This window comes from Micromonospora sp. NPDC048930, assembly GCF_043197935.1.
Lineage (GTDB): Bacteria > Actinomycetota > Actinomycetes > Mycobacteriales > Micromonosporaceae > Micromonospora.
This window is the reverse complement of the sequence record NZ_JBICUB010000022.1, coordinates 47073-72961: the sequence shown is the minus strand read 5'-3', so window position 1 is coordinate 72961 and position 25889 is coordinate 47073. Positions and strand designations below refer to the sequence as shown.

Below are 25889 nucleotides of genomic sequence, written 5' to 3'. Positions count from 1 at the left end.
GCGGCCCGCAACGGGCCGCACGCGCCGCCGCCTGGGCGCGCGCCGGCCGCTGCCGCTGTCGCTCTGCGGCCGTCACGCCTGATGCCCGGCGGCTGGCGCGGAGAGCGGGAAGCCCGGAGGGCCGCCGCAGAACGACAGTAGCGTTGACCGGGTGGTGGTGGGCCGGCAGCCGGCCGGGCCGCGCGGCCACGAGCCCGCGCGGCGTAGGGGAGCGCACGCCGGCCGCGTCGGCGAGCTGGCGGCGCTCGCGGGGTCGCGGTCACTGCGCCTCTGGCGGGGGCGCTCCGGCTCCAGGATGGCCGGGGCACCGCCGGCCGGTCACCGTCCGTGGTGGTTGCGGTAGGCCATCCCGCCTGCCACCGACCCGGGCAAGCCGAGCAGACCACCGCCCGACCCGCCAGCGTCCGAACCTGCCGTCAAGGCCGTCTTGAGGGCATGAAGGAGCGGGGCCTCGCTCCCCAATAGGGCGGGTCGATGGCATCGGGATGGCAAGTTGGTCGCTACAGAATGGACAAGCGTGAGGTGCTGCTCTGAGCCAAAAGAGTTCATCGCCGTGTCGAAGACCGCCGCCCGCGCCCCCTCTTGATCAGGGCACCGAACACGCCGGCGCACACAACCGAACAGACGCCCATGACTAACGCCGCGAAGGGATCACCTTTTGGGCCTGACAAAAGGCTCACCGATGCAATCCCGAACACGACGGCAAAAATGGCCAATATCCCGCGTGCCGCACGGCGGTGATGACGCCGATTGTGCGCGGCGTTAATCCGACGTTCTTCGGGACTGAGCTCCTTCTCCCACGGGGTGTTGAAGGGCCAGTTGGCAACCCAGATTATTGCAGCCAACCCCGCAATAGTCACCAGCACCACAATGACGGCTTTGAACAAGATGTTCTACCTCCAGAAGCCGTCAGTCCAAGCCCGAACCGAAGGCGTTGGTAAAGGTCATGGTCGGCGGGGGCCCTGGGCCAGAAGGTGCAGGGTGATGGTGACGGGTAAGCCGTTGTAAAGCAAGGCCGTCGGCTGATGCGGTCAGGGCTGGTTCGAGGATCGCAGGCGCCCACCCCATAGGGCGGGGCGGCTGTCGACAGTAACGGTAATGACAGCAAAGGCGGGCTGACCAGGGCACGAGCTAGGTAACCCCAGGTCGGCGCAGAGCCATCCTGAGTTCCGCTTCAACGTATGACCGTCGGGCCGGTGACCGGGGGATGGCCGGCAGTGGGTGGGCGTGCTTCCATGACTGCATGACCAAGCCCGGCGCGCGGCCGACGTCCAAGCAGGTTGCTCAGTTGGGTATGTGGTTTCTGGTGTTCGGCCTGGGTGTCCTCATGATCGAGCTTGGGTGGGCGACCATCCGTTTAGAGGGAGCCCGGCGTCGTGGGGCCTCGGGGGGACCTTCTCTGTGGCGGGGGCCGGCGTTCCTCTGCTGGGCCGCACTGCGGCGACAGCAGCGGTGACAGTAACCAGGCCGGATAGAGATGACCGGGGCCAGCGTCACACGGACGGTCGGCCGAGGCGGGAGACGGTCCGAGACGCCGCCGGACGACGCGCCCAGAACTTACAAGCGAGGGGTCGCAGGTTCGAAACCTGCCGCGCCCACCCTTCGTCACCACCGAAACCGTCCCGGGAAGATCACCCCCCCCGGGACGGTGCCCGCGACCCGATCCGTCACCGCCTCGGGAAGCTCGTCGCCGGATCAGTGCCAGTCGCTGACCTTGACGTCGTCCGGCGCCGGCCTGCCGCGTCCGGTCTCCACGAGTTCCTTGAGACTCAACAGGAACGTCGCCCACTTGGTGCTGCAGTGGTACATGAACTCGACCGGCTCGCGCCAGCCCTCGTGTGCGAACTGGACGATCGTGTACTCGCCGCGCTGGTCGAGGCGCCAGTCGATCTCGGTCCCGATCCATTCCTCGGGGCCGTCGGTGACCCGCCACCGTACGCGGCCGGCGGGATCGAGTTCCAGGACCTCCATGTCGAAGCCACCGACGTCGCCGAACCGGAAGGCCAACTGCCCGCCGACCTCGCTCTTGCCCGTGGTCTCGGTCGTCCACCAGCCGGCGATGCCCTCTGGAGTTGCCACTGCCCGGTAGACGTCGTCGAGCGGAGCGACCACGCCGACCCGGTGCAGGATGTCGACCATCTCATTCTCCTTGGTTGTTGGTGCGGCTACGTTCGATCGCCTCGGCGATCCGCTTGATCCGGCGGAGTCGGGCGTCCCAGGTGGCGCCGACCGCCGACAACTGGGCGACAGCTCGGGCGAGCTGCGCCTCGTCGACCTGGTAGTGACGCTCGCGACCGGCCGGCGCGGCGTGCACGAGACCGACCCGGTCCAGGACGGCCAGGTGCTTCGAGACGGCCTGGCGGGTGACGGGCAGCCGCTCGCTCAGTGACGTGGCCGTGCCCGGTCCCCCGGACAGCAGAAGGTCGATCATCGTGCGCCGGATGGGGTCACCGATCGCCGACCACAGGTCGTCGTCGATCGCCGTGCTCATGAGGTGGCGACCAGCCGCGCCACGTACGTGCCCAGCGCCGGGAGGTAGTGGTCCCACCCGCTCTCGTGGTCGCGGTACTGCGCCTCGAGGACGGCGATTTCCCAGCCCATCTCGCGGAACCCGGTCTCGGTCATGCGGACCCGGGTCCCCTGACCGGTCGCGGCCAGGTCGAAGGTGACGAGCAGCGACTGCCCGTTCCGATCCGGGTCCGCGAAGCACCACCGGAAGGAGAACCGCTTCGGGGGATCGACCTCGACGACGGCGAGTGCGACGGTCGTCGTCTCGCCGGTGTCCGCGTTGCGCCACACCAGCTCGCCGGGCGCGCCCGCGACCGGCTCGAACCGGGCGTCGTCGGGCCACCATTCGCGCATGTGCTCGGGTCGACTGATCACCTCGAAGACCACCTCGGGTGACGCGTCGACATGGATGGCCCGCTCGATGGTTCCGTGCTCCATGACACCAACCTTTCGCAACCTTTGGTTGCGTAACCCTACAACGGCGTCCGCTCAACGCGCAACCTTTGGTTGCGTGTCGAGGGCTGTGGTGACGGTAGGCAACCCGACTGCGCCGCCCAGCTCAGTACGATGCCCACATGTCCCGGCCGGTGATCTTCGACCTCTTCCACACCCTGCTGAATGGCGCCGACGAGGAGCGCGACCGGGTGGTCGGCGAGATGGCGCTCATGGTCGGGGTGGCACCGGCCGCGCTCGTCGCGGCGTACCACGCCAGCTGGCGTGAGCGGCTGGTCCGCTGGGATGTCGAGGAGACCGTCCGCATCCTCGCCGGACAACTCGGCGGCACGCCGACCGACGAACAGGTGACCCGGGCCGGCCAGCATCGGCGAGCGCTGGCGCGCCGCGTGCTGGGTCGCGTCTCGACCGCCACCCTGGGTGTGCTCGACGCGCTGCGCGACGACGGGCACCCGCTGGCGCTCATCAGCAACGCCACCTCCGAGACGGCCGAGGCGTGGCCGCAGAGCCCGCTCGCCCGCCGCTTCGACGTGGCGGTCTTCTCCTGCGAGGTGGGGCTGGCCAAGCCCGACCCGGCGATCTACCGCACGGCCGCGGAACGGCTGGGCGTCGCGCCGGCGGAGTGTGTCTTCGTGGGCGACGGCGCGGACGGCGAGCTGGCCGGCGCGGCGGCGGTCGGCATGACCGTGTTCCGGACCACGGAACACAACGACACCGACCCGACCTGGGGCGGCGCCGCGTTCCCCACCCTCGGCGACCTGCCCGCGCTGCTGCGCGAGCCGTCGGCTACGGGGGTCGAGGCGCCGGGGCGCACATCAGCGTGACGCGGTGACGCCGGCGCCGGGTGCCCTACTCGGCCGCCGGCTTCGGGGCCTCCGCCAACCCGGCCGCCTCGGCGCGCGCCCGGTCCAGGATCTGGCGCGCCTCCGACCGGGCCTCCGCCAGCGTCCGCTCGGCCTCGCGCTCGGCCCTGGCCCGGTGGTCGTCCGCCTGCCGCTCGGCCAGGCGAAGGATCTGCTCGACCCGGGAGCCCAGCCCGGAGAGTCCCGTGCCCTCACCCGGCGGCTGAGCCTTCGCCTCCTCGCTGATGGTGGCCGGTCGCGAGCCGACAAGCGACAGCCCCACGCCGACGACGCCCGCGACGACGCCGGGCCAGATGGCGGCCGTACCGACCTGGGCACCGCCCACGGCGCCGACGCCGATCCCGACGAGCAGCGCCGGGAGCGACCAGCCAGCCCTTTCCATCGATCCTCCCCGACAGCACAGGACGTACATCCGATCCGGTCCACGATGGCAGGTGAGGTCAAGCACCCGACAGCCCGCCGGCCGGCGGCACCGTCGTGGGCTGCGGTGCGGAAATCGCTGGCGGCATCGACGCCCGGGGGCCAGGCTGCCGGACGTGATGGTGCACGAGAACGAGATCCCGGTGGACGAGCGGGTCGTCCGGTCGCTGCTGCGGGAACAGCGGCCGGAGTGGGCCGACCTGCCGGTCTCGGCCGCCGGCTCGGGTACGGACAACAGCATGTACCGGCTGGGCGACCAGTTGCTCGTCCGGCTGCCGCGCACGCCGGACAAGGCGAAGGACGTACGGAAGGAACAGACCTGGCTGCCGCGCCTGGGACCGCATCTGCCCTCCCGCGTCCCGGAGCCGGTCCACGCCGGTACGCCCGGCTCCGCGTTCCCGCTCCCATGGTCGGTGTACCGCTGGATCGACGGCGAGGAGGTCGGTCCGGGAACGGTCACCGACTGGGCGGCCTTCGGCGCCGACCTGGCCGCGACCGTGCGGAGCCTGCACTCGGTGGACCTGATGGGCGCCGCCCGGCAGGGCGAGCTGAGCTGGTACCGCGGCGGCAGCCTGGGTGCCTGCGACCGCTGGATCAGCGGCTGCTTCGACGACTGCCGGGCGATTCCGGACCTCGACCTCGACGTCGCGTTCCTGCGGCAGCTGTGGCGCGACGCGCTCGCCCTGCCCGAGCCGACCGGGCCGCACGTGTGGCTGCACGGCGACCTCAGACCCACCAACCTGCTGGTACGGGACGGCAGGCTGCACGCGGTCATCGACTTCGGCGGCCTCTCGGTCGGCTTCCCCGACGCCGAACACGCCACCGTGTGGGATCTTCCGCCCCAGGCCCGACGGGCCTACTGGGACGCCGTGGGTCTCGACGAGGCGACGTGGCTCCGCGCCCGGGCATGGGCGGTCGCCGTCGCGATCAGCGGGGTCTCCTACTACCGGGACACGTACCCGGCCTTCGTGCGTGAGTGCCGGTCCCGCCTCCACGCCATCGAGGTGGATGCCGGCGCCCGATAGCTGTCGCCGCCGCCTGGCAGGCTCGCGTGCTGCGCCGGTTTCCCCTGCGGGCCGCCCGGCGGGCTGAGCGCGGGGCGGCGGGGGAGACCGGCCTGGGCTACGGTCTTGATCATGACACGGTTGTCCGCCCATCCCGGGTACGCGCGGTTCTGGGCGGCCGACACGCTCTCCACCTTCGGGACGTACCTGACGACCGTGGGGTTGCCGATCCTGGCGATCGTCACGCTGGACGCCAGCGACGCCGAGGTGGGGCTGGTCAACGGCGCGCGCTGGACCCCGTACCTCCTCTTCGGCCTGCTGGCCGGCGTGGTGGCCGACCGCCACCGGCGGCGGCCGATCCTGGTCGCCACCGACCTGGCCCGCGCCGGGCTGCTGACCCTGATCGCGGCGCTCGCGCTGCTCGGCCTGCTCGGCGTGCCCCTGCTGCTGGTCCTGGTCGCGGTCCTCGGCGCGCTGTCGCTGCTGCACGAGGCCGCCCACCAGTCGTACCTGCCCCGGCTCGTCCCGCCCGCCGCCCTGACCCGGGCCAACGCGCGGATGGAGCAGAGCGCCTCGGTGGCCCAGACCACCGGCCCGTTCCTCGGTGGCGCGGTGGTGACGGCGGTCGGCGCACCGGTGGCGATGCTCGTAGACGCGGTCTCCTACCTGGTCTCCGGGCTGCTGCTGACGACGATCCGCCGGCCGGAGCCGGCCCCGGCGCCGGCCCGCCGCCACCTTGGGCACGAGCTGCGGGAGGGATTGTCCTGGGTCTACCGACACCCGGTGCTCGCGCCGTACGCGCTCACCCTGCACGCCCGGTTCCTCTTCGCCAGCGTGGCGTCCACCGGGTTCACGCTCCTCGTCGTACGCGGACTCGACCCCGGGATGAGCGAGCAGCGGGCGGCGTTCGGCCTCGGCGTGGTGCTGGCCCTCGGCGGCGTCGGTGCGGTGTTCGGCAACGCGCTGTCGCACCGGGTCGGCCGGTGGGGCGTGGGCCGGGCCATCCTGCTGGAACGGGTGGTCGAGCCGGTGGGCTGGAGCCTGGCGGCGCTCGCCGTGACCGGCCGCGCCGGCTGGCTCATGGTGGGTGCGGCGCAGGTGGTGGTCTGGTGCGCGCTGGGGATCAGCGGGCCGAACGAGATGGGCTACCGGCAGGCCGTCACCCCGGACCGTCTCCAGGGCCGGATGAACGCCACCATCCGCTCGCTGAACTGGGGCATGCTGACCGTCGGCGCCCCGGTCGGCGGTCTGCTCGCCCAGCACGTCGGCCATCGGGCCACGATCGGGATCGGGGTCGCCGGCATGGCGGTGGCGGCCACCGTCGCCGTGCTCTCGCCGCTGCGCACCGCCCGCTTGCCCGAGATCGTCGCGGAGGAGGCGGTGCCGACCCCCGCGGCCCGGTGAATTCGGTTGCGGACGTGCACACCGGTCGATTGGCTCGGCGCATGGCCGACGTCGACGCGTACTTCATCTGTGCCACGCCGCGTACGGGCAGCTCGCTGCTCTGCGGCCTGCTCGCCTCCACCGGGGTCGCGGGGTGTCCGGAGGCGTACTTCCGGGTGCCGGACGAGGGGCATTGGGCCGACCGCTGGGGGCTCGCCGCCGGCTGGGGGTACGACGACTACGTCCGGGCGGCGCTGGCGGCCGGCCGGACCGGCAACGGGGTGTTCGGGGCGAAGCTGATGTGGGGCACCCTCGACCGGGTGGTCGAGGGCCTGGCCGGCGTGCACCCCGAGTTGGCCGGTGCGGACGACGCGCTGCTGCGCCGCGCCTTCGGCCGGACCGCCTTCGTGCACCTGCGCCGCGAGGACGTGCTGGCCCAGGCGGTGTCCTGGCTGCGCGCCGAGCAGACGGAGCACTGGTACGTCGGCGACGCGGGCGGCAACGGCCGGGCACCCGTCTACGACCCGGACGGCGTCGACGAGCTGCTCGGGACCATCGCGGCGCACCAGGCCGCCTGGGACGAGTGGTTCGCCGCGTACGGGATCACGCCGCACCGGGTGCGTTACGAGGACCTGGCGGCCGACCCGACCGGGGTGACCCTCGGGATCCTCGACGTCCTCGGCCGCGCGCTGCCGCCCGGCGCGGCGATCCGTCCCCGGCACCGGCGTCAGGCGGACGCGCTCAACGCCGACTGGATCGCCCGCCACCGGTCCCGGAAGTGACCTTGGCCACCTCCGTGTCGGCGCGACGCGTAGGGGCAGGTCATCCGCCGTTACCCGGCGGTTAGAGTGGGCGCTGCGAAGTCGCGTCCCGACCAGGGTGCGGCTTCGTAGTGCTTCACGGGGATCCGTGGAGCCCAGCCGTTCCGACGTTCTCCGGGCCAACCGAATCGGAGCGGCTGCACCCCCACCGCCCGACCGGCGCGTCCGGCGGGCCAACCCGGAACGGAGTAAGTCCACGCCATGAGCGTGACTACGCAGGATCCTGCTGCCCCGGTCGAGCCGGCGGAACCCGCCGCACGTGGCCGCCTCGACCGTTACTTCGAGATCACCCGCCGGGGCTCGACGGTCAGGCGCGAGGTGCTCGCCGGGCTCACCACCTTCGCGACGATGGCGTACATCGTCGTGCTCAACCCGCTGATCATCGGTACCGCCCCGGACAAGGACGGCAACCTGCTCGGCATCGCGCCGGTCGCCGGGGTCACCGCCCTCGTCGCCGCGGTCATGACGATCATGATGGGTGTCGTCGGCCGGGTCCCGTTCGCCGTGGCGACCGGCCTGGGTTTGAACGCCTTCGTCGCGTACGCCGTCGCCTCCCAGATGACCTGGGCCGAGGCGATGGGCCTGGTGGTGATCGAAGGTCTGATCATCACCGTGCTGGTGCTGACCGGCTTCCGGAAGGCCGTCTTCCGGGCCATCCCGGCCGAGCTGAAGGCCGCCATCGCGGCCGGTATCGGCCTGTTCATCGCGCTGATCGGCTTCGTCGACGGCGGTTTCGTCCGGGCCAGCACCGGCGTGCCGCTGCAGCTCGGCTCCGGCGCCAACGGCACCCTCCACGGCTGGCCCACGGTCGTCTTCCTGGTCGGCCTGCTGGTCACCGGCATCCTGGTCGCCAAGAAGGTCAAGGCCGGCGTGCTGATCGGCATCGTGGCCACCACCGTCGTGGCGGTGATCGTCAACGCGTTCGCCAAGCCCGGCGGGGCCTTCACCGCTGACGGCAAGCCCAACGCGGACGGGTGGCGCCTCAACGTGCCGACCCTGCCGGACCCGCTGGTCAAGGGGCCCGACCTGCACCTGATCGGCAACGTCTCGTTCGGCGCGTTCGCGCACGTCGGCGTGATGACCGCGCTGCTGCTGGTCTTCACCCTGGTGCTCGCCGACTTCTTCGACGTCATGGGCACCACCGTCGGCCTGGCCAAGCAGGCCAACCTGGCCACCGAGGACGGCACCGACATGCCCCGCCTGGGCAAGGTGCTCTTCGTCGACGGTGTCGCGGCGGTCGCCGGCGGCGCGGGCAGCGCCTCCTCCGCCACCACCTACGTGGAGTCCTCCTCCGGCATCGCGGACGGTGGCCGTACCGGCCTGACCAGCGTGGTCACCGGCGTGCTCTTCCTCGGCGCGCTGCTGCTCACCCCGCTGGTGTCGCTGGTGCCGAGCGAGGCCGCCGGCCCGGCCCTGGTGATCGTCGGCGCGCTGATGATCCGCCAGGTCAAGGACATCGACTTCACCGACGTGGGCGTCGCCGTCCCGGCGTTCCTGACCATGACCCTCATGCCGTTCACCTACTCGATCACCAACGGCATCGGTGCCGGCTTCGTCAGCTGGGTGGCGATCCGGATCGCGCAGGGCAAGGCCCGCTCGATCCACCCGCTGCTATGGGCCGTCGCCGCGGCGTTCGTGATCTACTTCGCCATCAACCTGGTCAAGGCCGTCACCGGCGTCAGCTGACCGGTCCTGCGTCGCGCCCCCGCTGCCCCCGGCCCGAGGCAGCGGGGGCGCCGCGTATCCGGATCATGGGATACAGTGCGAACGCGCGGACACGCGACCGTCGTGGGCGCAGGGGGAGATGAGGCCATGGATCGCCATGAGCTTCCTCCACCATGCCTTTCTCCGGGTCGCGCGCTGACTGACTGAGACACCGCGGCCCGGGTCGCTCCACGACCTTGGGAGTTTCGCGTTGTCTTTTCCTGACCTGACCACCGACCGTCTCGTACTGCGCCACTGGCCGGCCGAGGAGGCCGAAGCCGTCGTCGCCGGTGAGCGCCGCCCGCACTGGGCGGCGGACTACCCCTTCGAGGGCGACCGGATGATCGCCGGCCTGCTCACCCGCGAGCCGGACCGGCCGCACGGGCACTTTCAGATGATCGAACGGGAGACCGGCCTGACCGTCGGCGGGATCGGGCTGAAGCTGCCGGTCCTCGACGGCGCGGTCGAGTTCGGCTACGGCATCGTCCCGTCCCGGCGCTGTCGGGGCTACACCACCGAGGCGGTCCGGGCGCTGGTCGCCTTCGCCCGCACCGTGGCCGGGGTGGCGGAGGTCTTCGCCACCGTCAACCCGGCCAACGCGCCGTCCGTCCGTGTGCTCCAGAAGGCCGGTCTGCGCCACACCGGCACGGTGGCCTCCGACGAGGGGCCGCTGCACCGGTACGTCGCCGAGTAGCCCCACTCCGGGTGCGTCTGTTGTCGCCCCGGCGACAACAGACGCACCGAAGGGCCCGGCGGCGCCACCGCCGCCGGGCCGGCCACCCTCGTTGTAGGGGACATGAGCTACGCGGACGTCAACGGGGTGCGCCTCTGGTACGAGCTGCACGGCACCGGCCGGCCGCTGGTGCTGCTGCACGGCGGCTACGGGTCGGTGGAGATGTTCGCGCCGATCCTGCCCGTCCTCGCCGCCCGCCGCCGGGTGGTCGCCGTCGACCTCCAGGGCCACGGCCGGACCGCCGACGTGGACCGGCCGCTGCGCCACGAGTCGATGGCCGACGACATCGCCGCGCTGCTGCACCACCTCGACCTGCCGCAGGCGGACCTGCTCGGCTACTCGCTCGGCGGCGGGGTGGCCCTGCGTACCGCGATCCAGCATCCGGCGCTGGTCCGCCGGCTGGTGCTGGTCTCCACGCCCTGCCGGCGGCAGGGCTGGTACCCGGAGGTGCTGGCCGCGATGGCCGCCCACGGCGCGCAGGTCGCCGAGCAGATGCGCGGCACCCCGCCGCACGAGCTCTACGAGCGGGTGGCGCCGCGCCCGCAGGACTGGCCGACGCTCTGGGTCAAGACCGGTGAGCTGCTGCGCCGCGAGTACGACTGGTCCGCCGAGGTGGCCGCCCTCGCCCTGCCGGTGCTGCTGGTCTACGCCGACGCCGACTCGATCCCGGTCCACCACATGGCCGAGTTCTTCGGGCTGCTCGGCGGCGGGCACCGGGACGCCGGCTGGGACGGCGGCAACCGGCCGGCGTCCCGGCTGGCCGTGCTGCCCGGCCTCACCCACTACGACATCGTCGGCGCACCGGCGCTGCCCGCCGCCGTGCTGCCCTTCCTCACCCACGAGGTCCGCGCGCCCGAGTGACCACCCGGCGGACCAGGAAACCGGCGAGCAGCACCAGGGCCACCAGCCCGGTCCACCACCAGAACCGGCCGCCCACCCCCCACGGCGGGTCGGCGTCGCGCACCCGCCCGGAGTGGACCACCTGGTCCGCGACGTCGATCGCGAGCACCTGCTCCGGCGCGGTGAGCACGGTGGTGGGCGCGGCGGCCCCCGGCACCAGGGCCAGCACCGCCACCGAGCGCACATTGCCGTACGCGGTCCGCTGGTCCATCTCCAGTGGCTGGTCGAACCGGGTGGGCGCCGCCGGCTCCGGCCGGTACGCGACCACCAGCGCGGACCCGTCCGGCCGCCAGCCGAGCAGCCGGATGGTGGTGACCCCGGTGACGGCGGGCAGCGCCAGCGCGCCGAGGTCCCGCCCGGTGGCCGGGTCGACGTGGCGCACCCGCCAGCGGGTGCTGTCCGGGTCCCTGCCGACCAGCGCCAGCGTGCCGTCCGGCAGCCAGGCGCCCTTGCCGGCCAGCCCCGTGTCGGGCGGCAGCGGGAAGGAAGAGATGCTCCGCCCGTCGCTGCCGGCGATGAGCACCTTGTCGCCGACCCGCCAGGCCAGCCGGCTGCCGTCCGCCGAGAACGCCACGGGGTTGCCGAAGATGGGCAGTTGCTCGGTCTCGATCAGGCGCACCGCGCCGCCGCCGTCCAGCCGGACCAGGCTCAGGACGTCCCGGTAGGCGCTGCCCTCCGGGTTGGCCGGCACGACGTCCCGGACCACCAGGGACTTTCCGTCCGGGGCCCAGCCGGCGGGCTGGCTGGTGACGCTGCCCGGCACCACGCTGGGCAGGTGCCGCTGCACCCCCTTGACCAGGTCCACCAGATCGATCCGGGGGTGCTCGCTGCTGCCACCGGGCACGGCGATCCGCCGGCCGTCGGGGGAGAGCAGCACCTCCTCGCCGGCCGGCGCCTCGTACCCCACCTCGTGGGTGCGGTAGCGGTCCGCCTCGGCGCCCACGATGCCGATGGTGCCGTTCTCGTCCAGCAGCCCGGTGAGGCCGCGCGCCTGCCCGCTGAAGATCAGCGAGGCCGGACCGAGCCGGGGCCGGTCGGTGGCGTGCAGCGCCCCGAACACCGGCAGCCCGATCCGGTCGGGCAGCGCCGGCCCGTCCGTGCCGGCCGGCGTCGGTTCCGGCCCCGGGCCGCCGCCACGCCCGACCAGCGGCACGAGCGCCACCAGCACCAGGACCGCGGCCACGCCCGCGGCCATCCGCCGCCGCGTCCGGCGCGCGGTCCGCACCGCGCGCTCGTGCACCCGGTACGCGGGCACGTCGGCCGCCGCCTCCCGCAACGCCTCCCGCAGCCGTACGCTCATCGCCCGCTCCTCTCCGCCGTCCGTTCCACCAGGTCGGGGACGAGGTCGCGGAGCCGGCGTACGGCGTCGTGCCCGTGCCGCTTGACCGTGCCCAGCGAGCAGCCCAGCACCTCGGCCACCTGTGCCTCGGTCAGGTCCTCGTAGAACCGGAGCACCACCACCGCCCGCTGCCGCGCGGTGAGTTGGCGCAGCGCCGCCACCACGCTCAGCCGCAGCGCGGTGGCGTCGGTGTGGTCGCCGCCGCCCCGCTCGGCCGGTGCCGGGTCCAGCTGTTCCGCCACCCGGCGCCGGCGCCACCAGGACACCTGCTGGTGGTACATGACCCGGCGCACGTACGCCTCCGGGTCGCCGTCGCGGACCCGCCGCCAGTGCCGGTACGTCCGGGCCAGGGCGCTCTGCAACAGGTCCTCGGCGAGCTGGTGGTCCCCGCTGAGCAGGTACGCGGTCCGGGACAGCGCGGGCGAACGCTGCACCACGAACTCGTGGAACGTCTCCGACATGCCCACCCCCCTCGTCCAGTACAGACGCCAGATGTCCGGCGAATGGTTGGGGGCGGCGCGGGCGGGTGCGGAGTCGAGGTCCGCACCCGCCCGATCCCGGTCAGATGGCGAAGCCGCCGTCGGCGTCGATCACCGCCCCGCTGACGTACCCGGCGTCGGGACCGGCGAGGTGGGCCACCACCGCCGCGATCTCGTCCGGTGCCGCGTACCGGCCGAGAGCGGTGAGCCCGGCGATGGCCTCCGCGTTCGGCCCGTCCGCCGGGTTGGCGTCGGTGTCCGTGGGACCGGGGTTCACCAGGTTGACGGTGATGCCCCGCGGCCCCAGCTCCCGGCCGAGCCCCTTGGTCAGCCCGATCAGCGCGGTCTTGCTCATCGAGTAGAGCGCCAGGCCAGGGAAGGGGGCCCGGCGGGCGACGTTGCTGCCGATGCTGATGATCCGCCCGCCCGCGCCCAGGTGCCGGGCCGCCGCCTGCGCCGCCAGGTACGGCGCCCGCACGTTGACCGCGAGCGTCCGGTCCAGCTCGTCGATGCCCAGCGCGTCGACGGACCCGACCAGGAACACCGCCGCGTTGTTCACCAGGATGTCCAGCCGGCCCAGCTCGGCGGCCGTGCGGTCCACGGCCGCGCGTACCGCCTCCGGGTCGGCGCTGTCGGCGGCCAGCACCAGCGCGCGCCGCCCCGCCGCCTCGATCTGCTTGCCCACCAGCGCGGCCCGTTCGGCGTCGCGCTCGTAGGTCAGGGCCACGTCCGCGCCCTCGGCCGCCAGGCGCCGGGCGATCGCGGCGCCGATGCCCCGCCCGCCCCCGGTGACCAGGGCGACCTTTCCGTCCAATGTCGTCATGGCTCCAGCCTCGTCGCCCCGTGGGCCGAGGTCTGGCGGCGATCGGACGACGCGTTCACCGGTCGCCGGCAGGCGGGCCGAACCGACTCGACCTGCCGCAAGGGACGGTGTCCCGGCCTCGAGACGGCCCGCCCTGCCGCAATCGGAGTCGATCAGCGCAGTCGGTGGGCGAGCCAGGGCAGGAGGCGGTCGCCCTGCAGTCGCTGGAACGCGCGGACCGTGGGGATGCCCGGCGGTGGCGGCTGCCGGGCGCCGTCCAGGAAGAAGCCGGCGAACCCGGCCAGCACCCCGGTGACGCCCGCCGGATCCGCGTCGGCGGTGAGCGGCCGGGCGCGCAGCAGCGCCTCCGGGTCGTGCCCGCCGTGCACCTGGACGTTGACCAGCACCAGCAGGCTGTCCAGCCAGGCCGGCCCCCGGCAGGCCCACGGCCAGTCGACCACGGTGACCGTGCCGTCCGGGCCGAGCAGCAGGTTGTCGGCGCGGATGTCCAGGTGGCAGAGGGTGTCGCCGGCCAGCGCGGCCACTCCGCGCTCGGCCGCGGCGCACAGGTCCGGCAGCCGGTCCCGGGCCCACGGGTCGAGGTCGGCCGGTGGGTCCGCGACGATCCGCTGCCAGCCGGCGAAGTCGTACGCGAGCTGCTCGGCGGCGGTGGGGACCGTCGCGACCGGGGTCGGGGTGAGCGCGGCGGCCATCGTCTCCAGGGTGGACAGCACGGCGGTCAGCTCCGTGGCGTCCCACGGGGTCGCCGGATGCCGGCCCTCGACGTCGGTGTAGACCAGCGCCACCCAGTCACCGTCGTCGTAGCTGCCGAGCAGCCGGGGCGCCGGGGTGCCGGGCGGCAGGGCGGCGGCGACCAGCGCCTCGGCCCGGTGCAGCCGGGGACTGCGGTCGTTCTGCGCCGGGCTGACCGCCTTGACGAAGGCCCGCCGGCCGGCCGCCGTCCGCACCCGGTCGGCGGTGCCGGGCGAGAAGCCACCGTCCTGCGAGACGGCCGCCACCACCCGGTCGCCGAGAAGCTCCTCGACCGCCGACCGGACGTGCTCCGGCAGGTCGGTCCAGTGGATCCGGGTCTTCGTTCCGCTCGTCACCACCCCACCGTGCGGGACGGCGCCGGGCCCCGGCAACCGATTACCGCGCCCCGGCGGTGTAGCGCAGGACGACCACTCCACTGTCGAACGGGAGGGTGTCGACCAGGGTGAACCGGTGCGGGGCGAAGCCCCGGTCGGCCAGCGGGACGCCCGTGCCGACCACCACCGGGTTCAGCTTGACCACCAGTTCGTCCACCTCGTCGAGGAGCTGCCCGGCGAGCTGCCCGCCGCCGCAGAGCCAGATGTCGCCGCCCGGCCGGGCCTTCAGGTCGCGCACGAAGGCGACCGGGTCGCCGGCCACGATCTCCACCTGGGGATCGTCGGACGGGGGCAGCGAGCGGGTGAACACGTACTGCTTGAGGTGCGCGTAGGGGCTGCTGATGCCGGCCTTCAGCGCCGGCTCGTAGGTGCCGCGCCCCATCAGCAGGGTGTCGAAGCGGCCGGCCGGCGGCGACGAGATGCCGAGCTGGGCGTGGGCGAACGTGGGGAAGGTCTGGGGCCATTCGGCGGTCAGGTGGGCCGCCACGTCCGGCTCCAGGGGGAGGAAGTCGTAGGACCCGTCGGGGGCGGCGATGAAGCCGTCGAGGGTGCTGGCGACGTAGTACACGAGCTTGCGCAAACCGACTCCGATGTCCGGGACAACCACGACGGCTGTCGTGGTTGGCGCTCAATCTACAACACCTGTCGTGGTTCTTGCTAGGCTGAGTTTCATGGCCAGGAACCCGGAACGCCGTACCCTGCTCGCCGACGCCGGGTTGCGGGTGCTCGCCGCCGGCGGCGCGCGCGGGCTGACCCACCGCGCGGTCGACGCCGAGGCGGGCGTGCCCACCGGCACCGCCTCCAACTACTTCCCGTCCCGGGCGGCCCTGCTCGCCGGCCTGGCCGAGCGGATCTTCGACCGGATGGCCCCCGACCCGGCGGTCGTGGCCGACCTCGGCCGGCGCGAGCCGTCCCTCGCGCTGGTGACCGACTACCTGCGGTACATCGTCGAACGGACCACCCGCGAGCCGGACCTCACCCGCGCCCTGTTCGAGTTGCGCCTGGAGGCGTCCCGGCGGCCGGAACTGCGCCAGGCGCTCGGCGCCGTGCTCCGCAAGGGGTACGCCGACGACGTGGCCTTCCACGTCGCCGCCGGGCTGCCCGGCGGGGCGTTCGAGGTGGCCCTGCTGCACTACGCGGTGGACGGCCTCCTGCTCGACCTGCTCACCACCTCCGTCGACGCCGGATTCGACGTCGACCAAGTGGTTTCCGCCCTGGTCTCCCGTCTGGTCGGCGCGACCACCGGTTGACGGAGCTTCGCCCAGGTATGTCCCCTCACGTAGCGGGAAACCGGCACCGGACGCACCTGGGGAGGAGCGACGGATGACGGATGGCCCCCGACTGACCATCGGTGTGCTCGGCTCGTACGGCGGTCGCAACCTCGGCGACGAGGCGATCCTCAGCGGTCTCCTGGCCGACCTGCGGCGGCAGGAGCCGACGGCCCGGCTCATCGTCTTCTCCCGGAACCCCGCACACACCGCGCTGGCCCACCCCGACGTGGAGGCGGTGCCCTGGGAGGGCGTCAGCCGGGTCGACTCGTCCCAGATCCTCGAGCAGCTCGACCTGCTCATCCTCGGCGGCGGCGGCATCCTCTACGACAAGGAGGCCCGCCGCTACCTGCGGGTGGTCCGGGTCGCCCAGGAGCGGGGCCTACCGCTGCTCACCTACGCGGTGGGCGTCGGCCCGCTCACCGAGGGCGTGGACACCGGTATGGTCCGGGAGACCCTGGCCGAGGCGACCGAGGTGACCGTGCGGGATCAGGAGTCCCGGATGGTGCTGGAGGAGGCCGGGCTGCTGAACCCCATCACCGTCACCGCCGACCCGGCGTTCCTGCTGGAGCCGGAGGACTTCCCGGCGAGCTGGCTGCGCGAGGAGGGGGTGCCCGGCGGCAAGCGGCTGGTCGGGCTGAGCGTCCGCGAGCCGGGCCGGGCGGCGGAACGCCTCGACGTGGACGGCTACCACCGGCTGCTCGCCCAGATCAGCGACTTCCTGGTGCACCGGATCGACGCGTACGTGCTCTTCGTGCCGATGGAGCGGGACGACATCCGGCACTCGCACGGGGTGATGTCGCACATGGTCGCCGCCGAGCGCGGCCGGATCCTGCACAACGACTACACGCCCCGGCAGGTGCTCGGCCTGATGAAGCACTTCGACCTCGCGGTCGGTATGCGGCTGCACTTCCTGATCTTCGCGGCCATGATGGGCACGCCGTTCCTGCCCCTGCCGTACGCCGGAAAGGTCTTCGACCTGGCCCAGCGGCTCGGTGTGCCGGCGCTGCGCGGGGTGGAACGCGAGGTGGAGGGCCCGCTGCTGGCCGAGGTGGACCGGCTCTGGGACGAGCGGGAGGCGCGGGCCAGCGAGACCGCCCGGCGGGTGGCCGAGGTGTGCGAGCAGGCTCGGGGCACCTCGCACGTCACCCGGGGCGTGCTGGAGAGCATCCGCTCCCGGGCGCTGTCCCGGGCCGGCGCCGGCTGACCGGGCCGGGGCCGCGTCAGACCGCCGGGCCCCGCCAGGTGTAGATCCACGGACGGCCGTGCGGGTCGTCCGACTCCAGCTCGTAGATCTGCGCCTCGGCCAGGCCCGCCGCGCCGAGGTGGTGGTGGGTCAGCGGCGGACGCCCGTTGCTGTCCAGCTCGACGGTGACCGTCTCACCGTCGGCCGCGCCGCCCACCAGCGGGATCTGCACCGTGGATGCCATGCGCCCCATCCTGCCCCGGAGATCGCCGGCCCGCAGCGGGATGGCGGGCAGCGGCCGGGCGGGTCCCGGGACTAGGGTCCGAAGATGGCGGACACGACGGTCGACCCCACGCTCGGTCCGGTCCTCGCCCGTACGGGTGACGAGCGGGCAGTCCTCGAATCGTTCCTCGACTTCCACCGGGCCATCGTGCTGCGCAAGGCCCGGGGCCTCTCCGACGCCGACGCCGGCCGGCGCCTGGTGCCCTCCCTGACCACCCTGGCCGGCCTGCTCAAACACCTCGCCCTGGTGGAACGGAACTGGTTGCCCTGCCTGTTCGCCCCAGAGCCGGGGGACGTCTATCTCACCTCCGAGGAAGAGGCCGAGGCGAGCTTCACCCTGGAGCCGGGCGAGACGGTGGCCAGCCTGGCGGCGGCCTACGCGGCGGCCTGCGCCCGGTCCCGGGCGGTCGCGGCGCGGTTCGACCTGGACCACGTGGTGCCGCACCCGCAGCTCGGCGAGGTGTCGCTGCGCTGGGTGCTGGTCCACCTGATCGAGGAGACCGCCCGGCACGCCGGGCACGCGGACATCCTCCGCGAGCTGACCGACGGCGAGACCGGGGCGATCTGAGCCGGGCTCAGTCCCGGGGCAGCAGGCCGGGCGGATACTCCATCCCGTCGTGGGTGCACGCGGCGGCGGCCACCCGGGCGGCGTACCGGGCCGCGTCGAGCGGGGACGCGCCGCGCAGCCGGGCGGCGATCAGGCCGGCGGCGAACGCGTCGCCCGCGCCGTTGGTGTCCACCACCGGGGCGGGCGGCGTCGTCGCCGGCACCCGGACCGGCGGGGTGTCCGGGGCGTGCAGGGTCGAGCCGGCCGCGCCGCCGGTCACCAGCACGGTCCGGGGCGCCAGCCCGGCGGCCACCTTGCCGGCCCGGTCGCCGAGCTGGACATCGCTGACGAAGACCAGGTCGGCCGCCTCCGCGAAGGGGCGGTGGTAGTCGTTCTCGCCGTCCCAGTCGTGCAGGTCGGTGGAGAGCGCTACGCCGTCGGCGAGACCGGCGCGCAGGGTCGGCAGCGCGGCCCGGGCCCAGTCCATGATCGATACGTGGACGTGCGCCGCCTCGCGGACCAGGGCGGTCAGCTCCGCCTCGGCGAACGGCGCCGGCCCCGACCACGGGCGCGGGTCGTAGAGCGACATCCGGCGGCCGGCCGGGTCCACCATGTTCACCGAGCGGCGGGTGCCGGCCGGGGCGTCGACCAGCACCGTCCGTACCGAGGTGCGGGCCAGCGCCGCCCGGACCACGTCGCCGGCCGGGTCCGCGCCCAGCACGTCCACCAGCCCCACCCGCAGGCCCAGCGCGTGCGCGGCGAGCGCCACCCCGGCGCCGGTGTTGCCGATCCGCAACTCGATCGGGGGCACGGCCAGCGAGTCGGCGGCCGGCAGCGGTAGGGCGGGCACCTGGGCGCGGATGTCGACGCCCAGGCCGCCGACCACGAGAAGATCGAGCATGCCGCCGACGCTAGCCGGCCGCCGTCACGCCCCGCTGCCCCGGGGCCCGCCGTCCTACTCCAGGACCGGCTCCGGCTGGTCCGGCACCGGAGCGGTGCGTTGCATCCGGGTCCGGGCACGGGCCACCGGGCCACCGGCCAGGGCCAGGTCGAAGACGTTGCGGAAGATCGTCGACAGGTCGGGGTCGCTGTCCAGCGCCCCGGCGAAGCTGATGGACGACGCGCTGAAGACGAAACCGCCGTTCGGCTTCTCGGCGAAAATCATGGCCGCCCCGCCGCCCACGTTCTGCCCGCGCGCGATGACCTCCTCCGCCGTCGCCTCGGCGGTGAACCCGAGCAGGGTGTCGACCTCCCAGCCGCTCGCGCCCCCGTTGTATCCCTTGCTGCCGAACTGGCTTCCGGCCGTCAGTCGGGTGCCGGCCAGCAGCGGGTGGTCGCGGACCACCGCGTACGGCGCGAAGGTGAACCAGCTGGCGCTGGTGTAGTTGACGCCGAGCAGCTGTGAGGCGGGCAGACCGAGGGCGTTGAAGGTGTCCCGCTTGCCCTCGGCGGTACGGAAGCTGATCGCGCTGCCGTCGTCACTGAACGAGACCCGCTCGTAGATCCCGTTGCCGCCCGCGTAGATCACCCGGCCCCCGCCGGCCTGGTAGTCGGCCAGGTGCTGCCGCATCGCCTCGGACCAGTACTCCGGGTGGCTGCCGAGCACCAGCGCCTTGTAGCTGCTCAGCCAGTCGCCCGAGGCGTGCAGGTCGGCGTCGTCGTAGCAGTCGAAGGCGAGCCCCTGGCGGGCCATCCAGCGCAGCAGCATCACGTCCGACCACATGGTGTGCTCGAGACTGCCCGTCGCCTCGATGTTCCACTCGGTGGAGGGGCGGCGCAGCGAGAACGTGCGGACGCCGGTCATGTCGCCGCAGTACTGGTAGTGCCCGCCCCAGGTGTTGTACGCGTGGTACGTGTTCGACGGCATCAGGAAGGCGATGTCGTTGGTCGGCTGCTGGGGTCGTACGACGAAGGGCACGTGCCGCCGGAGCTGGTAAGGGCCCTCCAGCCGCACCGCGTAAAGGCCGGACGGCCAGTCCGCCGGGATGGACACCTGATAGCTGTCCGACCAGCCGCAGCCGCTGTGCAGGTAACCGGCGGGCAGCAGTTGGAGCTTGCCGGTGACGGTCGTGGCGTCCTTCACCACCACCGGGCCGCCCGTGCTGGGTGCCACCCGCACCACCGACGCCGTCACCGACGGGAAGGTGGTGGACACCGCCACCCGGAGCGTCTGCCCGGGGGAAAGGCTCGGCGTCTGCGCGTACCCCTGGAGGGAGGCCCGGCTCTGTACGGTGAAGCCGCTGCTGACCGCCCTCCCGGCGCCACCGTTGACCCAGGTGGCCTTCCGGTCGGTGCCCGCGGTGGCCCAGTTGCTCAGTCGGTAGGCGACCAGACTGCCGACGGCCCGCTTGGTCGAGTCGCTCGGCCGCACCCCGTACAGCGTGCCCTGGCCGGCGAAGACCAGGCCGTTGAGGGCGAGTTCGGTGAACCCGCTGCCCACCCGGAAGCCCGAGCCCTGTGCCCAGAGGCCGCGACCCAGGTGCTGGAACCAGAAGATCTCGCCGAAGCGCCAGCCGTAGATGACGCCGGAGGCGTCCGCCTGGAGCTGGTAGCTCGTGAAGTCGCGGCCGACGTCGATCCGGGTGCCACCGTTCCACCTCCCGGTCGACCGGATGTAACGGTATCCGTAGAGATCACCCTTGGCGTCCACGCCGTAGATCGCACCGTCGAAGCCGAACACCCGGGGGAACCGCGCGAAGCCCGTGCCGATCTGCCGGCCACCGGTCCAGTAGCCCGCACCGGTGGTGAGATCGGTGCAGATGTAGTGGTGGAGGTGGATGGTCCCGTCGGCGCGCACCCCGTAGAGCGAGCCATCGGTGCTGCCGAGCACGGTGACGAACTGGTTCCAGCCCGTTCCGATCTTCCGTCCGGAGCCGGAGGCCCAGCCGGATGCCGCGGTCTGCCAGCCCGAGTGCCGGTACCACAGCAGCGAGCCGTCGGCCTGGATCGCGTAGATCACCCCGTTGCCGCCACCGACCAACTGGATGAACCGCTGCTCCGGGTCGTAGCTCGGGGTCGCCGCCTCGGCCGGGGCCGGGTCGATGGCGAGTACCGCCGGTGCGGCGGTCGCCGTGACCGCCAGGACGCTGCCGCTGCGGAGTACGCCGCGACGGGTGATCTGTCGCGGAGTGCGCGATGACATCTGGACCAGCCTTTCCCCCATGATCGTGAAGGAACCTAACGTGTGGAGGCCGTCGCCGCGACACCCCCCACGCGGGTGAGTCCGAGAATCATTCACCGATCCGACAAACTGCGACCGTTCGGTGGAGGGCCGACCCGGGCTGGTCGGGCGGGCCGGCAGCCGCCCGCCCGCTATCCTCGACAGTCGTCACGAGGGGGGCACAGGTGCTGGTCATCCACGGGTCGTGGCTGGTCGGCACCGGTCTCGCCGTCTGGGCGGAGGACAGCGCCCGCCCGGCCACCCCGCCCCGCCGTCCCGGTCGGGCACCCCGCGAGCGCCCGCACCCGTTCGCCGCCGACCACGCCGGGCTGGCCGCCGCGCTCGGTGACCACCCGGGCCAGGCCACCACCGTCCTGCTCACCCTCCCCACCCGGGCCGGCGCGCCGCTGGACTCCCCCGAGCTGGTCCGGGCCGACGTCGCCGACCGGGTCCGCGGCCGGGTCACCCTCGCCGGCTGGCGGGCGCCCGCCCTGGTGTACGCCCCGGACGCCGCGCTGCCCCTGCTGCGCGCCCTCGGCCACCTCCCCGCGGTGCCCGGCGCGAGCCTGCGTCACCTCGCCGAGCTGGCCGACTTCGCCGCCGACCTGGTCGCCCGCGGGCGGCTGCTGCCCGGCGTCGCGGACCTGCCTCCGGCAGCGCCGCCCTCCGCCGGCACCTCCTCGCTCACCGTGTCCGGGGCACCCGGGGTCACCTCGTCCGCACGCGGCGGCGGCGCATCCTCGGCCACGTCGTCCCGACGGGGTGCCAGCCACGGTACGGAGACCGGCCGGGTCCGCCGGGGGCCCCGACCGGTCGACGCCACCGACGCGGTGACCGCCCGGGCCGTGTGGCGACCGCTGCTCACCGGCCCGGACGCCGCCTGGGCGCGGTCGCTCGCCCTCGCCCTGCCGCCGGCCGCCCGGGCCGCGGCGTCGGCCGCCGCCGGTGTCCGGCCGGCTGTCCACGCCGTCGGGTCGTCGGCCGCCGCTCCCGCTGTCCGGCCGGCTGGCTCGGACGACCCGGCCGCCGGGGGAGACCCCGGCCGGCCGGAGCCGGGTGCGCTGGTCGCCGACGCGCTGGACGCGCTGACCGACGCCGCCGCCCGGGCGGCGCTGGCCGAGACGGCCCTGCACCGGGGGATGCGCCCCGGGCCGGTGCCCCGCTGGCTGGCCGCGCTCACCGGGGCGGAGCCGGCCTTCACCGTCGCGCCGGCCGCCCTGGACCTCCTCCGGCGCGAGCTGGACGCCTGGCAGCGGGACGCGGCCGGCGGCACGGTACGGGCCGCCTTCCGCCTGGTCGAGCCGGCCGTCGATCCGGTCGCCGAGCTGGTCGAGGGGGGCGCCTGGCGGGTCGAGTTCGGCCTGCACCCGGCCGACGAGCCGGGACTGGTGGTCGACGCGGCGGACGTCTGGCAGGGGTCGGCACCCGCGCTCGCCGGCCGGGGCGTCGACCCGCAGGAGACCCTCCTGACCGAGCTGGGCCGGGCCAGCCGGCTCTGGCCGGAACTGGACGACGCGCTGCGGACCGCCACGCCGGAAGGGATGGAGCTGGACGCGGAGGGGGCGCACCGGTTCCTCCGGGAGGGCGCCCCGGTGCTGCACGCGGCCGGCTTCGGGGTGCTCCTGCCGTCGTGGTGGCGGCGGTCGTCGACGCGGCTCGGCGCCCGGCTGCGGGCGCGCGGCCGGACCGCACCGGGCACGGTCGCCGCCGCCTCCGCCGGGCTCGGGCTGGACGCCCTGGTGGACTACCGCTGGGAGGTGGCGCTCGGCGACCAGCCGCTGACCGCCGAGGAACTGGCCTCGCTGGCCGAGCTGAAGTCCCCGCTGGTCCGGCTGCGCGGCCGGTGGGTGGAGCTGGACCCGAAGCGCCTCGAAGCCGGCCTGCGGCTGCTCCGCTCGGCGGGCGAGCTGACCGTGGCCGACCTGCTGCGGATGGGCCTGGCCGAGGCCGACCGCCCGGACGCGCTGCCGGTGCTGGAGGTGACCGCCGACGGGGCGCTCGGCGAGCTGCTGGCCGGGGAGGCGGAACGGCGGCTCGCCCCGGCCGACCCGCCGCCCGGGTTCGCCGGCACGCTGCGGCCGTACCAGCGGCGCGGGCTGGCCTGGCTGGCCTTCCTCCAGTCGCTCGGGCTCGGCGGGATCCTCGCCGACGACATGGGGCTGGGCAAGACGGTGCAGCTGCTCGCGCTGCTGGCCGGGGACCCGCCGGAGGCCGGACCGACCCTGCTGGTCTGTCCGATGTCGCTGGTCGGCAACTGGCAGCGGGAGGCGGCCCGGTTCACGCCCGGGCTGCGCGTGCACGTGCACCACGGGGCCGAGCGGGCCCGGGGCGAGGAGTTCAGCGCCGCCGTGCACGCCGCCGACCTGGTCCTCACCACCTACTCGGTGGCCGCCCGGGACGCGTACGACCTGGCAGGGATCGACTGGCACCGGGTGGTGGTGGACGAGGCGCAGGCGATCAAGAACGCCGCCACCCGGCAGGCCGAGGCGGTCCGGTCGCTGCCCGCGCGGCACCGGATCGCGGTCACCGGTACGCCCGTGGAGAACCGCCTCGCCGACCTCTGGTCGATCATGCAGTTCGCCAACCCCGGCCTGCTCGGGCCGGCCGCGACGTTCCGCAAGCGGTTCGCCGAGCCGATCGAGCGGCACGGCGACGCCGAGGTGGCCGGGCGGCTGCGCCGGATCACCGGCCCGTTCGTGCTGCGCCGGCTCAAGACCGACGCGTCGATCATCTCCGACCTGCCCGAGAAGCTCGAGATGGACGTGCTCTGCAACCTCACCGCCGAGCAGGCGGCGCTCTACCGCGCGGTGGTCGACGACATGATGGCGAAGATCGAGTCCAGCGACGGGATGGAACGCCGCGGGCTGGTGCTGGCCACCATGACCCGCCTCAAGCAGGTCTGCAACCATCCGGCGCAGCTGCTGCACGACGGCTCGGCCCTGCCCGGCCGGTCCGGCAAGCTGGAACGGCTCGACGAGATCCTCGACGAGGTGCTCGCGGCGGGGGAGAAGGCCCTGCTCTTCACCCAGTACGCGGAGTTCGGCGGCATGCTGCGCGGGCACCTGTCCGCCCGTACCGGCCGGGAGGTGCTGCTGCTGCACGGTGGCGTCGGCAAGGCCGAGCGGGACGCCATGGTGACCCGGTTCCAGTCCCCGGACGGGCCGCCGCTGTTCGTCCTCTCCCTCAAGGCCGGTGGCACCGGGCTGACCCTGACCGCGGCGAACCACGTGGTGCATGTGGACCGGTGGTGGAACCCGGCCGTGGAGGACCAGGCCACCGACCGGGCCTTCCGGATCGGCCAGCGCCGCCGGGTGCAGGTCCGCAAGTTCGTCTGCGCCGGCACGGTCGAGGAGAAGGTGGCCGCGATGATCGCGGACAAGCGCAGCCTGGCGCAGCGGGTGGTGGGCACCGGCGAGCAGTGGATCACCGAGCTCTCCACCGACACGTTGCGCGAGCTGTTCGCGCTGGCGTCCGGGGCGGTGGTCGAGTGAGCCCGGAGCGGGAGCGCCCCCGGTTCGCGGAGTTCGGCCCGCCCCGGCGTGTCGACGGCGGGCTGAAGGCGCGCAGCACCCGGGGCGCGATCGGGCGGTCCTGGTGGTCCCGGCGATTCCTGGAGGTGCTGGAGTCGTTCGCCCTCGGCACCCGGCTCACCCGGGGCCGGGCGTACGCGCGCCGCGGTCAGGTGCTCCGGCTCGACGTCGCCCCCGGCCTGGTCACCGCCGACGTGCAGGGCTCGCGGCCCGACCCGTACCCGGTGCGGATCGGCCTCGCGGCGTACCCGGACGAGGTCTGGGACCGGATCGAGACGGACCTGGCCGGGCAGGCGTTCTTCAGCGCCCGGCTGCTCGCCGGTGACCTGCCCGCGGAGCTGGAGTCACGGTTCGCCGCGGCGGGCGCGCCGCTCTTCCCGGCGGCCGTCGACGAGCTGGACCAGCACTGCGGCTGCCCCGACTTCGCGGTGCCGTGCAAGCACCTCGCGGCCACCTTCTACCTGCTGGCCGAGGCGTTCGACGCCGACCCGTTCCAGCTCCTGCACTGGCGCGGCCGGAGCCGGGCCGAGCTGCTGGACCGGCTGCGTACGCTGCGGGGCGCCGGCGCGATCCCCGGCGGCGCAGCGGCCGACCGGGCGGTGGCGCCGGACGGACCGGCCAGCCCGGCGGACGTCCCGTCCCGGCCCGAGCCCGTCGCCGGTGCGGGGCGGGTGCTCGGCGGGCTGCCGGCGCTCCCGCCGGATGACGAGGTGGACCGGTTCTGGCTGCCCCCGGTGCCGCTGCCCGACCGGCCGCCGACCCTGGCGACCGGACCGGAGCTGCTGCTGCGCCAGCTCGCCCCGCCCGGAGCCGAACTCGGCGGCCCCGGACTGGTGGAACGGCTGCGCCGGGCGTACCGGGAATTCGGTCGGCCCGGACCGGCGGCGGAGCCGGACGGTCCGCCGGCCTGAGCGCGGGCGCCCCCGGCCGGGTCATAGCCAGCGTCGCCGGAAGTGCCACATGAGCCCGGCATTGGCCACCAGCACCAGGGCGCAGATCGCGCCGGCCAGTCGTCCGGCGAGTACGGTCATCGCCGGCAGCGAGGCCCACAGCACGATCGTCAACAGCATCAGATACCGGCCACGGCGGCCCTTGGCCCGGTGGTCGAGCCGGGCGAAGAACTGCGGGTCGCTCTCCCGCAGCTGGCGGGTGATCTGCTCGAACCTGCGCTGATCCTCTTTGCTGAGCATGGCGGTGCCTTCCCCTCACGGCTTCAGCGGTTCGGCGGCTTACCCGCAACGGCGGCGGGTCACGCGCCGGTCCTGCTGCCACTTTCGTCGGAGGGCGGGCGGCGAGGATCTTCCGGTCGGGGGACCTCAGTCCGGCCTTGTCCGGCCTTAAGTCCCCCTAGCGGCTCGT

Annotated in this window: 25 protein-coding genes and 2 pseudogenes; 13 read left to right on the top strand and 14 right to left on the bottom strand. The window is 73.8% G+C overall.

What is annotated here, in order from left to right:
* Positions 1-545 precede the first annotated feature (545 nt).
* From ACGFI9_RS34155 to ACGFI9_RS34140, 4 genes are all read right to left on the bottom strand, one after another.
* The gene (locus tag ACGFI9_RS34155) at positions 546-887 is read right to left on the bottom strand and encodes a hypothetical protein (protein WP_393184672.1); all 342 of its coding nucleotides are present in this window, start codon (positions 885-887) and stop codon (positions 546-548) included.
* A gap of 808 nt (positions 888-1695) precedes the next feature.
* Positions 1696-2139: an SRPBCC domain-containing protein gene (locus ACGFI9_RS34150; RefSeq protein WP_393184670.1), complete on the bottom strand. Its 444-nt coding sequence runs from the start codon at positions 2137-2139 to the stop codon at positions 1696-1698.
* 1 nt (position 2140) lies between these two features.
* On the bottom strand, positions 2141-2491 hold the full coding sequence (locus tag ACGFI9_RS34145; RefSeq protein ID WP_393184668.1) for an ArsR/SmtB family transcription factor: 351 nt from the start codon (positions 2489-2491) through the stop codon (positions 2141-2143).
* Complete coding sequence (locus ACGFI9_RS34140; RefSeq protein WP_393184666.1) at positions 2488-2946, bottom strand: SRPBCC domain-containing protein; 459 nt, start codon at positions 2944-2946, stop codon at positions 2488-2490. Before ACGFI9_RS34140 ends, ACGFI9_RS34145 begins: the two co-directional genes overlap by 4 nt.
* Positions 2947-3083: 137 nt before the next feature.
* Between ACGFI9_RS34140 and ACGFI9_RS34135 the strand changes: the two genes are divergently transcribed.
* Positions 3084-3785, top strand: a complete 702-nt coding sequence (locus ACGFI9_RS34135) for an HAD family hydrolase (RefSeq protein ID WP_393184665.1) — start codon at positions 3084-3086, stop codon at positions 3783-3785.
* 25 nt (positions 3786-3810) lie between these two features.
* Here the strand turns inward: ACGFI9_RS34135 and ACGFI9_RS34130 are convergent, their stop codons facing one another.
* Positions 3811-4206 (bottom strand): hypothetical protein, encoded by a 396-nt coding sequence (locus tag ACGFI9_RS34130; RefSeq protein WP_393184663.1) that lies wholly within the window; start codon positions 4204-4206, stop codon positions 3811-3813.
* 157 nt (positions 4207-4363) lie between these two features.
* On the opposite strand from ACGFI9_RS34130, the gene ACGFI9_RS34125 reads away from it, so the two are divergent.
* The 6 genes from ACGFI9_RS34125 (at position 4364) to ACGFI9_RS34100 (ending at position 10750) form a co-directional block, all read left to right on the top strand.
* Positions 4364-5269, top strand: a complete 906-nt coding sequence (locus ACGFI9_RS34125) for an aminoglycoside phosphotransferase family protein (RefSeq protein WP_393184721.1) — start codon at positions 4364-4366, stop codon at positions 5267-5269.
* A 111-nt stretch (positions 5270-5380) separates the two neighbouring features.
* The gene (locus tag ACGFI9_RS34120; protein WP_393184661.1) at positions 5381-6652 is read left to right on the top strand and encodes an MFS transporter; all 1272 of its coding nucleotides are present in this window, start codon (positions 5381-5383) and stop codon (positions 6650-6652) included.
* A gap of 41 nt (positions 6653-6693) precedes the next feature.
* A complete protein-coding gene (locus ACGFI9_RS34115; RefSeq protein WP_393184659.1) occupies positions 6694-7413 on the top strand; it encodes a Stf0 family sulfotransferase in 720 nt (239 codons plus the stop codon).
* 240 nt (positions 7414-7653) lie between these two features.
* Complete coding sequence (locus ACGFI9_RS34110) at positions 7654-9138, top strand: NCS2 family permease (protein WP_393184657.1); 1485 nt, start codon at positions 7654-7656, stop codon at positions 9136-9138.
* 229 nt (positions 9139-9367) lie between these two features.
* The gene (locus ACGFI9_RS34105; protein ID WP_393184655.1) at positions 9368-9850 is read left to right on the top strand and encodes a GNAT family N-acetyltransferase; all 483 of its coding nucleotides are present in this window, start codon (positions 9368-9370) and stop codon (positions 9848-9850) included.
* Between the two features lie 102 nt (positions 9851-9952).
* Positions 9953-10750 (top strand): alpha/beta fold hydrolase, encoded by a 798-nt coding sequence (locus ACGFI9_RS34100; RefSeq protein WP_393184653.1) that lies wholly within the window; start codon positions 9953-9955, stop codon positions 10748-10750.
* Here ACGFI9_RS34100 and ACGFI9_RS34095 read toward each other — a convergent pair.
* From ACGFI9_RS34095 to ACGFI9_RS34075, 5 genes are all read right to left on the bottom strand, one after another.
* Complete coding sequence (locus ACGFI9_RS34095; protein WP_393184651.1) at positions 10722-12089, bottom strand: hypothetical protein; 1368 nt, start codon at positions 12087-12089, stop codon at positions 10722-10724. The two genes, ACGFI9_RS34100 and ACGFI9_RS34095, sit on opposite strands and share 29 nt — an antisense overlap.
* Positions 12086-12589 carry a SigE family RNA polymerase sigma factor gene (locus tag ACGFI9_RS34090; protein ID WP_393184649.1) on the bottom strand — a complete coding sequence of 168 codons (504 nt, stop codon included), beginning with the start codon at positions 12587-12589 and terminating at the stop codon, positions 12086-12088. The genes ACGFI9_RS34095 and ACGFI9_RS34090 overlap by 4 nt, the downstream gene beginning before the upstream one ends.
* Before the next feature lie 100 nt (positions 12590-12689).
* Entirely contained in the window at positions 12690-13430 is a 741-nt protein-coding gene (locus ACGFI9_RS34085; protein ID WP_393184647.1) for an SDR family NAD(P)-dependent oxidoreductase, read from the bottom strand.
* A gap of 152 nt (positions 13431-13582) precedes the next feature.
* A complete protein-coding gene (locus ACGFI9_RS34080; RefSeq protein WP_393184646.1) occupies positions 13583-14518 on the bottom strand; it encodes a phosphotransferase family protein in 936 nt (311 codons plus the stop codon).
* Positions 14519-14558: 40 nt separating this feature from the next.
* Positions 14559-15137 carry a dihydrofolate reductase family protein gene (locus ACGFI9_RS34075; RefSeq protein WP_393184644.1) on the bottom strand — a complete coding sequence of 193 codons (579 nt, stop codon included), beginning with the start codon at positions 15135-15137 and terminating at the stop codon, positions 14559-14561.
* A gap of 91 nt (positions 15138-15228) precedes the next feature.
* Here ACGFI9_RS34075 and ACGFI9_RS34070 point away from each other — a divergent pair, with 91 nt between their 5' ends.
* Both ACGFI9_RS34070 and ACGFI9_RS34065 read left to right on the top strand, forming a co-directional pair.
* Positions 15229-15807 (top strand): TetR/AcrR family transcriptional regulator, encoded by a 579-nt coding sequence (locus tag ACGFI9_RS34070; RefSeq protein ID WP_393184642.1) that lies wholly within the window; start codon positions 15229-15231, stop codon positions 15805-15807.
* Between the two features lie 73 nt (positions 15808-15880).
* Positions 15881-17032: a polysaccharide pyruvyl transferase family protein gene (locus ACGFI9_RS34065; RefSeq protein ID WP_393184640.1), complete on the top strand. Its 1152-nt coding sequence runs from the start codon at positions 15881-15883 to the stop codon at positions 17030-17032.
* A gap of 16 nt (positions 17033-17048) precedes the next feature.
* Here ACGFI9_RS34065 and ACGFI9_RS34060 read toward each other — a convergent pair whose 3' ends face one another.
* On the bottom strand, positions 17049-17255 hold the full coding sequence (locus ACGFI9_RS34060; protein ID WP_393184639.1) for a hypothetical protein: 207 nt from the start codon (positions 17253-17255) through the stop codon (positions 17049-17051).
* 84 nt (positions 17256-17339) lie between these two features.
* On the opposite strand from ACGFI9_RS34060, the gene ACGFI9_RS34055 reads away from it, so the two are divergent.
* Positions 17340-17861 (top strand): DinB family protein, encoded by a 522-nt coding sequence (locus ACGFI9_RS34055; protein ID WP_393184637.1) that lies wholly within the window; start codon positions 17340-17342, stop codon positions 17859-17861.
* Between the two features lie 7 nt (positions 17862-17868).
* Here ACGFI9_RS34055 and ACGFI9_RS34050 read toward each other — a convergent pair whose 3' ends face one another.
* Positions 17869-18741, bottom strand: coding sequence for a carbohydrate kinase family protein (locus ACGFI9_RS34050; RefSeq protein ID WP_393184635.1), 873 nt, complete (start codon positions 18739-18741; stop codon positions 17869-17871).
* Between the two features lie 54 nt (positions 18742-18795).
* Entirely contained in the window at positions 18796-20982 is a 2187-nt protein-coding gene (locus tag ACGFI9_RS34045; protein WP_393184633.1) for a N,N-dimethylformamidase beta subunit family domain-containing protein, read from the bottom strand.
* A 203-nt stretch (positions 20983-21185) separates the two neighbouring features.
* On the opposite strand from ACGFI9_RS34045, the pseudogene ACGFI9_RS34040 reads away from it, so the two are divergent.
* From ACGFI9_RS34040 to ACGFI9_RS34030, 3 genes and pseudogenes are all read left to right on the top strand, one after another.
* Positions 21186-21645 (top strand): annotated as a pseudogene (locus ACGFI9_RS34040) (ATP-dependent helicase); the annotation flags it as partial.
* Between the two features lie 191 nt (positions 21646-21836).
* A pseudogene (locus ACGFI9_RS34035) lies at positions 21837-24491 on the top strand (DEAD/DEAH box helicase); the annotation flags it as partial.
* Positions 24488-25441 (top strand): SWIM zinc finger family protein, encoded by a 954-nt coding sequence (locus ACGFI9_RS34030; RefSeq protein WP_393184632.1) that lies wholly within the window; start codon positions 24488-24490, stop codon positions 25439-25441. The pseudogene ACGFI9_RS34035 and the gene ACGFI9_RS34030, both read left to right, overlap by 4 nt.
* A 21-nt stretch (positions 25442-25462) precedes the next feature.
* On the opposite strand, the gene ACGFI9_RS34025 is transcribed toward ACGFI9_RS34030, so the two are convergent.
* A complete protein-coding gene (locus ACGFI9_RS34025; protein WP_393184630.1) occupies positions 25463-25720 on the bottom strand; it encodes a DUF3040 domain-containing protein in 258 nt (85 codons plus the stop codon).
* Positions 25721-25889: the final 169 nt, after the last annotated feature.

Bases quoted from the DNA above. Each gene is read 5' to 3' on its own strand.
- ACGFI9_RS34150 (WP_393184670.1), bottom strand. From the start codon at position 2,139: ATGGTCGACATCCTGCACCGGGTCGGCGTGGTCGCTCCGCTCGACGAC.
- ACGFI9_RS34145 (WP_393184668.1), bottom strand. From the start codon at position 2,491: ATGAGCACGGCGATCGACGACGACCTGTGGTCGGCGATCGGTGACCCC.
- ACGFI9_RS34140 (WP_393184666.1), bottom strand. From the start codon at position 2,946: ATGGAGCACGGAACCATCGAGCGGGCCATCCATGTCGACGCGTCACCC.
- ACGFI9_RS34135 (WP_393184665.1), top strand. From the start codon at position 3,084: ATGTCCCGGCCGGTGATCTTCGACCTCTTCCACACCCTGCTGAATGGC.
- ACGFI9_RS34130 (WP_393184663.1), bottom strand. From the start codon at position 4,206: ATGGAAAGGGCTGGCTGGTCGCTCCCGGCGCTGCTCGTCGGGATCGGC.
- ACGFI9_RS34125 (WP_393184721.1), top strand. From the start codon at position 4,364: ATGGTGCACGAGAACGAGATCCCGGTGGACGAGCGGGTCGTCCGGTCG.
- ACGFI9_RS34120 (WP_393184661.1), top strand. From the start codon at position 5,381: ATGACACGGTTGTCCGCCCATCCCGGGTACGCGCGGTTCTGGGCGGCC.
- ACGFI9_RS34115 (WP_393184659.1), top strand. From the start codon at position 6,694: ATGGCCGACGTCGACGCGTACTTCATCTGTGCCACGCCGCGTACGGGC.
- ACGFI9_RS34110 (WP_393184657.1), top strand. From the start codon at position 7,654: ATGAGCGTGACTACGCAGGATCCTGCTGCCCCGGTCGAGCCGGCGGAA.
- ACGFI9_RS34100 (WP_393184653.1), top strand. From the start codon at position 9,953: ATGAGCTACGCGGACGTCAACGGGGTGCGCCTCTGGTACGAGCTGCAC.
- ACGFI9_RS34095 (WP_393184651.1), bottom strand. From the start codon at position 12,089: ATGAGCGTACGGCTGCGGGAGGCGTTGCGGGAGGCGGCGGCCGACGTG.
- ACGFI9_RS34090 (WP_393184649.1), bottom strand. From the start codon at position 12,589: ATGTCGGAGACGTTCCACGAGTTCGTGGTGCAGCGTTCGCCCGCGCTG.
- ACGFI9_RS34085 (WP_393184647.1), bottom strand. From the start codon at position 13,430: ATGACGACATTGGACGGAAAGGTCGCCCTGGTCACCGGGGGCGGGCGG.
- ACGFI9_RS34070 (WP_393184642.1), top strand. From the start codon at position 15,229: ATGGCCAGGAACCCGGAACGCCGTACCCTGCTCGCCGACGCCGGGTTG.
- ACGFI9_RS34065 (WP_393184640.1), top strand. From the start codon at position 15,881: ATGACGGATGGCCCCCGACTGACCATCGGTGTGCTCGGCTCGTACGGC.
- ACGFI9_RS34060 (WP_393184639.1), bottom strand. From the start codon at position 17,255: ATGGCATCCACGGTGCAGATCCCGCTGGTGGGCGGCGCGGCCGACGGT.
- ACGFI9_RS34055 (WP_393184637.1), top strand. From the start codon at position 17,340: ATGGCGGACACGACGGTCGACCCCACGCTCGGTCCGGTCCTCGCCCGT.
- ACGFI9_RS34050 (WP_393184635.1), bottom strand. From the start codon at position 18,741: ATGCTCGATCTTCTCGTGGTCGGCGGCCTGGGCGTCGACATCCGCGCC.
- ACGFI9_RS34045 (WP_393184633.1), bottom strand. From the start codon at position 20,982: ATGTCATCGCGCACTCCGCGACAGATCACCCGTCGCGGCGTACTCCGC.
- ACGFI9_RS34025 (WP_393184630.1), bottom strand. From the start codon at position 25,720: ATGCTCAGCAAAGAGGATCAGCGCAGGTTCGAGCAGATCACCCGCCAG.